The following is a 12,379-nucleotide window of genomic DNA, read 5'->3' on the forward strand; positions in this document are numbered from 1 at the left end:
ACCTGCGGTCGTCGACGACGGCGGTGGTCGACGACCGAGCGCGATCAGGACGCCAGAGACGCCCCGGGAATCGCGGCGAGGAGCTCTCGCGTGTACGGGTGCTGCGGGGCGTCGAAGATGCGCTCGGGGGTGCCGCTCTCGACCACGACACCGCGCTGCATGACGTGCACCTCGTCGGAGATCATGCGCACCACCGCGAGGTCGTGGCTGATGAAGAGGTAGCTGAGCCCGAGCCGCTTCTGCAGGTCGGCGAGCAGGTCGAGGATCTGCGCCTGCACCAGCACGTCGAGGGCCGACACCGCCTCGTCCAGCACCACCAGCTCGGGTTCGAGCGCGAGTGCCCGGGCGATCGCCACGCGCTGACGCTGCCCTCCGGAGAGCTCATGCGGCAGTCGTTCGGCCATGGCCGCGGGCAGGGCCACCTGCTCGAGCAGCTCGAGCACGCGCGAGTGCCGGGTGGCCGCGGTGCCGATGCGGTGCACGCGCAGGGGCTCGGCGATCGACTGCTCGACCGTGTAACGCGGGTCGAGCGAGGCGTAGGGGTTCTGGAACACGGGCTGCACGCGACGGCGCAGGGCGAACAGCTCTTTGCGCCGGAGCGTGGTCAGGTCGAGCCCGTCGAACAGGATCGACCCCGACGTGGCATCCTCGAGGCCGAGCACCATGTTCGCCGTGGTCGACTTGCCGGATCCCGACTCGCCCACGATCGAGACCGTCGTGCCGCGGCGGATCTCGAAGCTGACCCCGTCGACGGCGGTGAACGTCTCGGGCTCCCCCGGCTTGGGCGCGCGCAGGGCGAACTCCTTGCGGAGGTCGCGGATCTCGACGAACGGCGTACCCGTTGAGGTCTCGCGCTGCGGCAGGGCGTCACGGTGCGAGGCGAGGCTCGGAGCCGCGGCGAGCAGCTGCTTGGTGTACTCGTGCTGCGGGGCGCCGAGCACCTGGGCGGAGGTGCCCTCCTCGACCACACGACCGCGGAACATCACCACGATGCGGTCGGCGCGCTCGGCGGCGAGGGCGAGATCGTGCGTGATCAGGAAGACCGCAGTGCCGAGTTCGTCGGTGAGCGAATCGAGCTGGTCGAGGATGCGGCGCTGCACGGTCACGTCGAGCGCGGAGGTGGGCTCGTCGGCGATCAGCAGGCGCGGCTTGCAGGCCAGGCCCATCGCGATCAGGACACGCTGACGCATGCCGCCGGAGAACTCGTGCGGATACTGGTGCGCGCGCTGCGCGGCATCGGCGATCCCCACCATCTCCAGCAGCTCGACGACCCGTGCCTTGGTGGCGTCGCCGCGCGTGTACCCGTGCACCTCGAGCGCTTCGCCGATCTGCTCGCCCACGCGCATGAGCGGGTTGAGGTTCGACATCGGATCCTGCGGCACGAGCCCGATCCCGGCGCCCCTCAGCGAGATCATCGTGTTCTCGGGCAGATCGGTCAGCTCACGACCGTCGAAGCGGATGCTGCCGGCCGTGATCACGCCGTTCTCCGGCAGCAGACGGTTGACCGCGGCCGCAGTGGTCGACTTGCCCGACCCCGACTCCCCCACGACCGCGACGGTCTCACCTGCGGCGATGTCGATGGTGACGTCGCTGACCGCGGTGACCAGCTCGGAACCGGTCCGGAAGGCGACGGCGAGGCCGCTGATGCTCAGCACGGGCTCGGTGGTGCTCATGGGGTACTCGTTCCTTCAGTGTCGAAAGCGTTGTCAGAAGCGTTGTTGCCGGGGTCGGTGCCGCCGGGCAGGAGCGCGGGGAGCGCTGCGCGCCACAGCGTCTCGGTCGGCACGGGTTCGGAGGCGAAGAGTCGGTTGGTCAGCAGCACCGCGGACGTACCGGTCCCCGGCACGATCCCGAGCGCGCATCCGGTGAAGCCGGGATGCCAGAGCATCCGGGTGGGCCGACCGGCGACGGCCACCGTGTCGCTGCGCCACCCCAGTGCCTGGCCGGTGTCGGGGCCGTCTCGGAACAGCTCGGCCACGGCATCCGGCTCCCAGAGCTCCGGGTGTCGTTCGGGTGCGGCGAGCGCGGCACCGAGGGTCAACAGGTCGTCGGCGGTGCTGAAGAACCCCGCATGCCCGGACACGCCACCGAGGGCGTGGAAGCAGTTCCCGTCGTTCACGACACCGCTGATCTCGTCGGTGCGCCAGGCGAAGTCGGTGTCCGCGGTGAGCACGGGGTACGGCACTCCGGTCGCGACCATCCGGCGCTCGGCGGCATCGCCGACAGCGGAGGAGGCGACGGGCTGACCGACGGGACCGTAGCCGGTACGGGCGAGACCGAGCGGCGCGGTGACGAGTTCCCGCACTGCGGCGTCCAGGGGCTGTCCGGCGATCGCGGCGATGATTCGACCGAGCAGCATGAACCCCAGGTCGGAGTAGTGTCGACCTTCGTCGAGGGCGTATCGGAGCGGGATCGCGTCGATCGCCCTCGCCGGATCCCCGGCATGCTCGCGGTCGAGGTACAGCGGCTGCCACTCCCAGAGACCGGCACGGTGCTGCAGCAGGTGGCGGACGGTCGTCCCGGGCGCGCAGGCGGTGCCGGGGACGAAGCGGTCGACCGGGTCGTCGAAGCCCAGCTCGCCGCCGCTCACCAGCCGGAGGACCGCGGTGGTGGTCGCGGCGACCTTCGACACCGAGGCGATGTCGAAGGCGGTGCCGGTGGTCATGGCGGTCCCGGCGAGGTCGGCCAGACCGCCGGCGGCGACATCCCGCCCGGCGTCCGTGATGACACCCGCGACGACGCCGCGCGGGGCGGAGGGTGCGGCCAGGACCACGGAGACCGCTGCGTCGGCGCTCATGCACTCACCCCTGCTCCCGCGGAGAGGTCGAGGAGGATCTCCGACTCTTCGGCGACGAGACCCGTGATGCCGATGCCGTTCCCCCTGCCGAGTTCGATGCCGAGGTCGAGCTCATCCCGGGTCAGCGCGACTCCGCCGGTCACCGGCGAGCTCTGCAGCCAGAACGCCGCGTCCAGATCGTGCACGACATCCGGGGCGACGGCGGCCGCGAGATGGGCGGCGGCGCTCACTCCGACGTGCGACTCCATCATGCAGCCGATCACGAGGCCGAGCCCGGCCGCACGCGCAGCCTCAGCGGCAGCGAGCGCCTCGGCGAGACCGCCGGTCTTGGCGAGCTTGATGTTCACGAGGTCGGCGGCACCGCGGTCGGAGATCCGACGCACATCGCGCGCCGTACGCACCGACTCGTCGGCCATGATCGGGGTGTCCACCGCGTCGGTCACGGCGGCGAGCGCGTCCAGGTCGTGCGCGGCGACCGGCTGCTCGACCAGCTCGACCCCGAGCCCCGCGTCCTCTCCGGCACGGATGATGCGGATCGCCGTCTCGGCGTCCCAGGCCTGGTTCGCGTCGACGCGCAGCGTGATCTCGGGCCCGACCGCGGCGCGGACGGCACGGAGTCCGGCGACGGTGTCGTGCGCGGCGGAGGCCTTGATCTTGAGGCAGCCGAAGCCGGCGATGACGTGCTCCTCGGAAAGCAGCGCCAACGCCGACGGCTCCCCCGCGGACAGGGTCATGTCGGTGCGGATGCGCGACGGTCTTGAGGAGTTGTGCACGGCAGCGGGGCTGCGAGAGAGGTCGGCGACGAGCGACGATCCCCGCTGCCGGGCGGCGAGGTCGGCGACGGCGCACTCGATCGCGCTGCGGGCGGCGGCATTGCCCCAGACGCACCGTGCGATGTCGGCTGCGATCCCTGCGTCATCGGCGCGACGGCCGAGGACGACCTCGGAGAGCGGCCCCGCCACGGCAGCGGCCACGCTCGGCGGGCTCTCCCCCGTGACACGCCAGCTCGTGGCGGCCTCCCCGTATCCGTGGCGACCGTCGGCATCCGTGACCTCGACGAGCACGACGTCGAGGTGGTCGGTGCGGCGCACGGCCGTGACGAAGGGGCGCACCAGGGGCGACGAGACCCGGAGCACGCGGAGGCCCACCACGGCGTTCGATCCCGCACTCATGCCCACTCCTTGCGCATACGCTGCTCCGGCTCGCCGAACTCCGGCTGCGTGCGGGTGGCCCCGTCTGCGTGCCAGCCCTTCGACTCGTAGAACCCGATCGAGGGGGCATTGGCCGCGAACACCCAGAGCGTCGCCGCCTCGGCCCCCGCCGCCCTCAGGTCGTCGGACGCGCGTGCCAGCAGTGCGCCGCCGATCCCGCCGCCGTGGGCTCGGGGCGAGACGTACAGCGAGTGCACGGCCCCGTCCACACGGTCGTCGTCTGCGGTGGTGTCATCACCGGTGGTGGCGTCACCGGTGGGGGCGGCGTAGCGGGTGATCCCGACGATCTCGCCCTCGCGTTCGGCCAGCAGCACGACGCCCCGCGGGTCGGCGAGCACCCGACGCCACAGCGCTTCCGCCCGCTCGTCGGTCATCGCGTAGATCGCCGCATCCGAGAGCACGCCGCGATAGCTCTCCCGCCAACAGGCGAGGAACACGCCGAGCACCCCGGACAGGTCATCCGGGGTGGCGGGGCGCACCTGGAGACTCACGATGCCGGGGCCTCCGTGAGCACGAGGGAGTCGATGGCGGCGACGGGCTCCGGCATCTGCAGCGGGCCGACGCCCGGCGTGATGGTGCCGAGGATCCGGGGCTCGCGCGCTCCCGTGCCGCCGGGGACGATCGCGGGCACGCCGTGCATCGTGGACCAGCCGATCAGCGCCAGGAGGATCGCCTCCTTGCTGTCGGCCGCAGCCCCCAGCTCGTCCGCCAGCACGACCTCGGTCCCGGGGAGCGCGGCGCGCAGCCCCTCGAGGATCAGCGGGTTGCGGCAGCCGCCACCTGACACGGCGAGGAATCCGATCCCGGCGGCTTCCACGTCGCGCGCGACGGTGCGCACGGTCAGCTCGGTGAGCGTGCGCACGACATCGGCGACCGCGATCTCGCGGCCCTGCGCTGCCAGGTGCTCGTGCACGTAGCCGAGGTGGAAGTGCTCCTTGCCGGTGCTCTTCGGCGGCGTGAGCGCGTAGTACGGGTCGTCGAGCAGCGCGGCCAGGAGCGCCTCATCGACCTGTCCGGTGCGGGCGATCGCGGCGTCGTCGTCGTAGCCGAGCGGATTGAGGCCGTGCTCCACGATGACCGCGTCGACCAGCGCGTTCGCCGGTCCGATGTCATAGGCGACCAGGCCGTCGGGCCGCACCACGGTCATGTTCGAGATGCCACCCAGGTTCAGCGCCGCCGAGACGCCGGCGCGGCCGCGCAGCAGCAGCTCGTCCAGGAACGACACCAGCGGAGCTCCGTGTCCGCCCGCGGTGATGTCGCGGATGCGGATGTCGGACACCACGGGCACGCCGACCTTCTCGGCGATCCAGGCGGGCTGACCGATCTGCAGGGTGCCGAGCGCGTGGGCGCCGTCGACCCAGTGGTACACGGTCTGACCGTGCGAACAGACCGCATCGACGCCGCCGACCTCTGCGGCGATGTCGGCGGCGACCTCGGCGAACGCCTGGCCGATGAGCGTGTCGAGCTCGGCGACCTCGGCAAGGGTGGTCTGCGCCGGCGGCAGTGCCGCGATCAGCCGTGCCCGCAGCTCGGGCGCGTAGGGCACGCTCGTCGCCGCGAGCACTCTCCCGCGCAGATCCACGCCGTGGTCGGTGAACCCTCCGCTGGTCGTGAAGTCGACGACGGCGGCATCGATCCCGTCGTGCGAGGTGCCGGAGATCAGTCCGAGGACGCGCATCAGTTCTCCTCCAGTGCGGTGCGCAGCCGACCATCGGCCGCGTCCAGTCGTGCGGTGGCCGCGGCGAGGTCCTCACCGCGGCGGATCATGATCGACGCGAGCTTCACGTCGTAGGCCGCGGCCTCGAGGGCGGCGACGGCGGCGGGGCGGTCGACGTCCGCGATGGTCTGCACCATCCGGATCGCCCTCTCGCGCAGCTTGTGGTTGGTGGCCTTCACATCCACCATCAGGTTGCCGTAGGCCTTGCCGTTCCGGACCATCGAGATGGTCGAGAACATGTTGAGCACGAGCTTCTGCGCGGTACCCGACTTGAGACGGGTGGAGCCGGAGAGCACCTCCGGACCGACCTCGACCTCGATGCCGTGTTCGGCGGCGGCACTCAGCGCGGTGTCGACGTTGCACGAAAGGCCGATGCTGAGTGCTCCGCGCTCGCGTGCCCGGCGCACTGCCGCGATCACGTACGGCGTGCGTCCGCTGGAGGCGATGCCGATCACGGTGTCGAGCGGACCGATCCCCGCCGCGTCGATGGCCGCAGCTCCCGCCTCCGCGTCGTCTTCCGCACCCTCGACCGGGTTCACGATCGCACCCGGACCGCCGGCCATGATCGCGAACACGAGCTCAGGCGGGGTGCTGAACGTGGGTGGGCACTCGGAGGCATCGAGCACGCCGATGCGTCCGGGAGTTCCTGCGCCGACGTAGACCAGGCGTCCGCCCTGCGCCATGCGGGCGGCCGTCGCCTCGATCGCCGGCACGATCTGCGGCAGAGCGCGTTGCACCGCGGCCGGCACCGTGGCATCCGCCTCGTTCATGGTCTGCGCGAGCTCGGCGACGCTCATCCGGTCGAGCTCCGCGTAACGGGGGTCGCTGGCCTCGGTGGCCAGTGCGCCGAGATCCTCCATGGTCATCGCTTTCCTCTGTTCCGAGGGTCGAGGCTGTCGCGCAGGCCGTCGCCGAGCAGGTTCAGACCGACCACGAGGAGCACGACGATCACGCCCGGCGCGATCATCGTCCACGGGGCGATCGTGACGAGCGTCCGCGCCTCGAAGATCATCGACCCGAGCGAGGGCGCCGGCGGCGGCGTGCCGAGTCCGAGGAAGCTCAGCGAGGCCTCGGTCAGCACAGCCCACGAGAGGGAGAGGGTGACCTGCACGATGATGATCGAGGTGATGTTCGGCAGCACGTGTCGGAACATGGTGGCCATGCGGCTCTGCCCCGTGCTCTTGGCCGCCTTGACGTACTCCACCTCGCGCAGCGACAGCACGGGTCCGCGCGTGACGCGGATGAAGATCGGCACGTAGACGATCGCGATGGCCACGGCGATGGTGAACCAGTTGCGGTCGAAGACGGACGCCAGCGACAGGGCGAGCAGCAGTGGCGGGAAGGCGAACAGCACGTTGGTGATCGCGGTGATCGCGCCGTCGGAGAAGCCGCGGTAGAACCCGGCGATGAGTCCGCAGACCGTGCCGACGACGGTCGCGAACGCCACGGCGACCACGGAGATGAGCGCCGAGTTGGCGACGCCGGCTGCGACGCGCGAGAACACGTCACGGCCGAACTGGTCGGTGCCGAACCAATGCACGGCGGACGGCGGCTGCAGACGGGACGGCGGATCCTGCGCGAGCGGATCGAACGGCAGCAGGCCGAACGCCGAGACGAGGCTCAGCACCGCGAGCAGCACGACGATGATGAGGCCGGCGAGACCGCTCCGGCTGCGCAGCAGGAGACGCACGCGCTCCATGGTGCGCCCGCCGCCGGGCGCGATGGTCGGAGTCTGAGAGATGTCGGTCATGCGGCACGCACCCGAGGATCGATGACCCGGTAGAGCAGGTCGGTGAGCAGGTTGACGATGACGAAGGCGAGGGCGATCACGAGCACGGTGCTCTGCACGAGCGCGTACTCCTTCTGCTGGATGCCCAGCAGCACCTGGCGTCCGATACCGGGGAGCGAGAAGATCTGCTCCACCACGACCGCACCTCCGAGGAGGTAGCCGAACTGCAGACCCGTCATCGTGACGATCGGCACCAGGGCATTGCCGAGCACATGGCGCACCTGCAGTCGACGCGGGGGCACGCCCTTCGCCCTGGCGGTGCGGATGAAGTCGTTGGAGCGGATCTCGAGCACCGCGGTGCGGGTCGTGCGCATGATCGGCGCGGCGATGCCGAAGCCGAGCACGATCGAGGGCAGCAGCATCTGCTGCAGGTTCAGCAGCGGGTCCTCGAAGAGCGTCGCGTACGCCTGCCCGTTGGGGTTGAATCCGAACGACTGGGCGAGGATGGCGAGCAACGCGGTGCCGAGCAGGAACGCGGGGATCGAGAGACCGGCGAGACCCACCACCTGTCCGACGCCGTCGCGGAACGAGTCGGGCTTCGAGGCGGAGAGCATGCCGAGCGGGATGCCGATGGCCAGCGCGATCACGATCGAGATGATCGCGAGCTCGAACGTCACGGGCAGGGCTGCAGCCGTGAGGTCGAGGACGCTCGTCTGTGCCCGGGAGGAGAATCCGAGGTTGCCCGTGAAGATGTTGCCGAGCCAGGAGAAGAACTGCACGATGAGCGGCTGGTCGAGGCCGTAGTACGCCTCGAGGGCGGCGCGCTGCGAGGGCGTGAGCGCGGCTGCCTCGGTGCCGAGGCCGGAGCTGATCTGGTCGCCGGGGATGGCGCGCAGCATCAGGAAGACGAAGATGGCGACGCCGAGGAGCGTGCCGAGGGCTGCGAGGATGCGTCGCAGCACGCTGTTGCGGAGGAGCTGTCTGAACATGCGCGTGTGTGGGTGCCTGTCGTCGGGGAAGGAGGGGGCGCGGGGCGGCCGCGCCCCCTCGATCCGCTACTTGATGGAGGTGGTCCGCAGGTACTGCAGCGAGCCGTTCACCATCGGGACGAAGCCGTCGACGGTCGACGCGGTCGCCGTGTAGGTGTAGCTCGTGAACAGCCAGATCCACGCCGCGTTGTCCTCGAGGTTCTCGGAGACCTGCGCGTAGATGTCCTTGCGCTTGTCGGGGTCGGCCGTCTGGCGTCCCTCCGCGAACAGCGCGTCGAGCTCGGGCGAGGAGTAGCCGGCGACCTTGTTCAGGTTTCCGGTGCTGGTGAAGTAGCGGCCGTACATGCCGTCGGGGTCGGGACGACCGCCGTTGAGGGCGACCGCGGCATCGAAGTCGGCCGCGATCCAGCGGTCGACGAACGCACCGGACTCGAGCACCTCGAGGTCGAGGGTGATGTCGGCGTCGGCCAACTGCGCCTTCAGGTTCTGCGCCTCGTTCACCGAGGTGGCGTACTCGCCCTGGGAGACGATCGTCTTGATGGTGACGCCGTCCTCCTTGCCCGCCTTCTTCAGGTACTCGGCGGCCTTGTCGAGGTCGCGCTCCGGGCAGGGGCGTGCATCGGGGTCGGACTTGTATGCGGGAGAGGTGATGGGGCCGGTGACCTCGCCCTCGCCGAGGGCCGCGGTGTCGAGCACCTCCTGGCGGTCGATCGCGCACTGGATGGCGAGGCGCACGTTCACGTCGGCGAGGTCGCCGCGCTGCGCGTTCAGCTGCAGGGCGTGGTAGCTCAGCTGCGGGGTCGTGGCGACCTCGACGTTGGCGCCCTCGGCGGTCTGTGCGACGAGCGGGTCGTCGAACACGGCCAGCTGCACATTGCCGGACTGCATCGCCGAGACGATCGACGACTCGTCGGGGATCACGCGGAACTCGACGGTGTCGAGCAGTGCGGCGTCACCCCAGTAGTCCTCGTTCTTGGCGAGCGTGAGCGACTGGCTCGCCTTGCGGTCATCCAGGATGAAGGGCCCGGTGCCGTTGGGCGTGGTGTTCAGACCCTCCTCGGTGTCGTCCGAGGACAGCATCGCCATGTTGATCACGGCGAGGTTGGCGGGCAGGGCGGCGTCCGGAGCGCTGAGCGTGAGGGTGACGGTGTTCTCGTCCGTGGCCTCGACCGCGGCGACGGAGGCGAGAGAGCTGCGCGCGACGGCAGCCGTGGCCTCGGCCGCGATCGCATCGAGCGAGTACTTCACGTCTTCCGAACCGAACGTGCTGCCGTCGGCGAACGTGACGCCCTCGCGCAGGTGGAAGGTCAGGGTGAGGCCGTCTTCGGAGACGTCCCACGACTCGGCCAGGCCGGGAACCACGTTCAGGTCCTCGTCGAACTCGGTCAGCGTGCCGTAGAGGTTCTGCAGCACGTTGACGGCCTGGAACTGGGTGGCTTTCCAGGGGAACAGGGTGTCGGGGTCGCTGGTGACGCCGATGACGAGGTCGCCTCCGGCAGCGCCTTCTGAGGGCTTCGGGTCGGATGCGGGTGCGGAGCACCCGGTGATGACGAGGGCGAAGGCGAGGCCCGTCGCCGTGAGAGCGCCGAGTGACGCCCAGCGTGCTGTGCTCATTGCTGGATCCTCCTGAGTGTGACGGCCGCCGTGGCGTCGGGTCAGGCGCTGTTGCCTGCCGCCCCGTGAACGTCGTCGGTCTTGGTTGGTACCAAAAGTACACGAACGTCACTACAGATGTAACAGAAGTTCCTCTACTGTTATGAACAGTGATCGGAGACCCCATGCCTCATGAAGCCGCCCGCGACGAAGCCGGCGCACACCCCGTGCTCGTCCGCATGCGGGCGATCCGCCCCGAGTTGCGTCCGAGCGAGCAGCGCATCGCCGATCTCTTCCTCTCCGACCCCGCGGGAACCGCGGGCCTCTCGGTCGCCGAGCTCGCCCAGCGCTGCGACACGTCCACCACCTCGGTCGTCCGGTTCTGCAAGCGCCTCGGCTACGAGCACGTGCGGGAACTCCGCAATCACGTGCTGCGCGACGTCGAGCGCGAGACCTTCGACACGGCCGCGCTGCCCGCCGTCTCCGGAGACATCGATCGCAACGACACCCTGACCGACATCGTCGCGAAGGTCTCTCTCGCCGAGACCCTCTCCCTCGCCGACACCGCCAAGGTGCTCGACACCGAATCGCTGCGCGCATCCGTCGACGCCATCACCTCGTCGACCAGGGTCGACATCTTCGGTGTCGGCGCCAGCTCCATCGTGGGGCTCGACCTGCAGCGCAAGCTCACCCGCATCGGGCGCACCGCTCTGGAGTGGTCTGACCCGCATGCCGCCTGGACCTCGGCGGCGACGCTCGGGCCGGGCAACGTCGCGATCGCGGTCTCCCACACCGGTGCCACGACCGACACCATCGAGTTCCTGCTGCTGGCCCGTCAGGCGGGAGCGACCACCATCGCGATCACCAACCACGCCGGCGCTCCGCTGGCCGATCAGGCCGACATCGTGCTCACGACCGCCGCGCGCGAGACCGGCTTCCGCTCCGGAGCTCTCGGCAGCAGGATCGCCCAGCTGATGGTGGTCGACTGCATCTTCATCGGTGTCGCCCAGTCGAACTACGATCGCTCGATGGAGGCGCTGCGCGACACCTTCGCCGCCGTGCACCGCGTGCGGACGACCGGGGCGTGATCGACGACGCCCGACGCGCACGGGCCGGGCTGTTCACCGCCTTCGCGGGACTCGGCGTCACGGCCGCCTTCCTGCCGGCGATCCTGCCTTCCGCCGAACGGGCGATGGCGGCCGACCTCAGCGTCGCGGTGCCCGCACTGTTCGCCGGGCTCCTCGTCGGAGTGCTGGTGTCCGGGCCGTTGCTGATGCACCGGCCGCCGCGCAGCGCTCTGATGTTCGGCAGCGCGCTCCAGGCCGCTGCCATCGTCGTGGTGGCTCTGGCCGGCACGCCGGTGATGTTCATCACCGCAGCCGCCGTCGCCGGGTTCGGCTTCGGGCTGGTGGAGGCCTCGGGATCCGTGGCGGCGAAGTCCGCGGCGGTCGGCAGCGCGACGGGTCTGCTCAGCGCCCTCCTCGGCACGGTCGCCGTGAGCGCGGCCGTCACGCCACTGCTTGTCGCCGCCGGATCCGACATCCGGCCGGTGCTCGGAGTGCTGGCACTCGTACCCCTCCTGACCGTCGTGATGCTCGCAGGGCCGGCGACCGCCTTCACGCGCTCCGAGAAGCCGACCCATCGCGATGCGCGTGGCCTGCTCGCGCTGCTCCCGTTCGCGGTGGCGCTGCCGCTCTACGTCGGCGTGGAGACCGTGCTCTCGGGGTGGTCGGCCGTGATCCCGGCACGGACGCTCGCGCTCGACCCCGGTGTGGCGGCCCTGGGGACCTCGGCGTTCTGGGCGCTCATGGCGATCGGGCGCTTCGGTGCCGCCACCCTGCGCCGACTCGCGGTGTCGCCGGTGGTGATCCTGGTCGCCGCGACGAGCACCGCTGCGGTGCTGATGGCCGTCACCGGGATGCTGGTGGAGTCCGCCGCCGGGGGCGCGCTCATCGCGCTGGCTGTGGTGGTCGTGCTGCTGGCCCCCAGCTACGGGCTCATCCTCGGCCTCGCGCTCGACCGCCTCGATCCCGCTCGCAGCGCCGCCGCGACCGGTGCTCTCGTCGCATGCGGCGCCGTCGGCGGCACGTTCGTGCCGACGGCGATCCTCCTGATCGGACGCGACCCCGCGTCGAGCGCGACGTTCTTCGTGTCGGCGGTGCTGTGCGCGCTGGTGCCGGTGCTGATGCTCGTCGCCGGCCGGGCGCCGCGGAAGACGCCTGCGGCGCACTGACCTCTTCTCCACATCGCGCAACCTCCGCGACATCGTCACAGATGCTGGAATACCGGCGCGCACACCGGGATGAGCGGCGTAACGTCGTCGATGTACCCGGCCGAGCAAGG

At 70.5% G+C, this 12,379-nt stretch carries 11 protein-coding genes; 2 read left to right on the forward strand and 9 right to left on the reverse strand.

From position 1 onward, the window contains the following. Positions 1–44 precede the first annotated feature (44 nt). The 9 genes from ABRP18_RS16260 to ABRP18_RS16300 form a co-directional block, all read right to left on the reverse strand. Entirely contained in the window at positions 45–1,673 is a 1,629-nt protein-coding gene (locus ABRP18_RS16260; protein WP_349885031.1) for an ABC transporter ATP-binding protein, read from the reverse strand. Continuing rightward, a complete protein-coding gene (locus ABRP18_RS16265) occupies positions 1,670–2,797 on the reverse strand; it encodes a serine hydrolase (RefSeq protein WP_179515755.1) in 1,128 nt (375 codons plus the stop codon). The genes ABRP18_RS16260 and ABRP18_RS16265 overlap by 4 nt, the downstream gene beginning before the upstream one ends. Further along, complete coding sequence (locus tag ABRP18_RS16270; RefSeq protein WP_349885032.1) at positions 2,794–3,969, reverse strand: enolase C-terminal domain-like protein; 1,176 nt, start codon at positions 3,967–3,969, stop codon at positions 2,794–2,796. Before ABRP18_RS16270 ends, ABRP18_RS16265 begins: the two co-directional genes overlap by 4 nt. Further along, positions 3,966–4,499, reverse strand: coding sequence for a GNAT family N-acetyltransferase (locus tag ABRP18_RS16275; RefSeq protein ID WP_349885033.1), 534 nt, complete (start codon positions 4,497–4,499; stop codon positions 3,966–3,968). Before ABRP18_RS16275 ends, ABRP18_RS16270 begins: the two co-directional genes overlap by 4 nt. Further along, a complete protein-coding gene (locus ABRP18_RS16280) occupies positions 4,496–5,686 on the reverse strand; it encodes an anhydro-N-acetylmuramic acid kinase (RefSeq protein ID WP_141368362.1) in 1,191 nt (396 codons plus the stop codon). Before ABRP18_RS16280 ends, ABRP18_RS16275 begins: the two co-directional genes overlap by 4 nt. Further along, entirely contained in the window at positions 5,686–6,591 is a 906-nt protein-coding gene (gene murQ / locus ABRP18_RS16285) for an N-acetylmuramic acid 6-phosphate etherase (protein ID WP_061015761.1), read from the reverse strand. The genes ABRP18_RS16280 and murQ overlap by 1 nt, the downstream gene beginning before the upstream one ends. Beyond that, positions 6,588–7,475: an ABC transporter permease gene (locus tag ABRP18_RS16290; RefSeq protein WP_058631719.1), complete on the reverse strand. Its 888-nt coding sequence runs from the start codon at positions 7,473–7,475 to the stop codon at positions 6,588–6,590. The genes murQ and ABRP18_RS16290 overlap by 4 nt, the downstream gene beginning before the upstream one ends. Next, positions 7,472–8,443, reverse strand: a complete 972-nt coding sequence (locus tag ABRP18_RS16295; protein WP_046747453.1) for an ABC transporter permease — start codon at positions 8,441–8,443, stop codon at positions 7,472–7,474. Before ABRP18_RS16295 ends, ABRP18_RS16290 begins: the two co-directional genes overlap by 4 nt. Before the next feature lie 66 nt (positions 8,444–8,509). After that, positions 8,510–10,057 (reverse strand): ABC transporter substrate-binding protein, encoded by a 1,548-nt coding sequence (locus tag ABRP18_RS16300; protein ID WP_349885034.1) that lies wholly within the window; start codon positions 10,055–10,057, stop codon positions 8,510–8,512. 164 nt (positions 10,058–10,221) lie between these two features. Here ABRP18_RS16300 and ABRP18_RS16305 point away from each other — a divergent pair, with 164 nt between their 5' ends. Next, a complete protein-coding gene (locus tag ABRP18_RS16305; protein ID WP_058631721.1) occupies positions 10,222–11,124 on the forward strand; it encodes a MurR/RpiR family transcriptional regulator in 903 nt (300 codons plus the stop codon). After that, on the forward strand, positions 11,121–12,269 hold the full coding sequence (locus ABRP18_RS16310) for a hypothetical protein (RefSeq protein WP_349885035.1): 1,149 nt from the start codon (positions 11,121–11,123) through the stop codon (positions 12,267–12,269). Before ABRP18_RS16305 ends, ABRP18_RS16310 begins: the two co-directional genes overlap by 4 nt. Positions 12,270–12,379 lie beyond the last annotated feature (110 nt).

It is taken from the genome of Microbacterium sp. WHRI 7836 (assembly GCF_040223885.2).
Classification (GTDB): Bacteria; Actinomycetota; Actinomycetes; order Actinomycetales; family Microbacteriaceae; genus Microbacterium; species Microbacterium oxydans.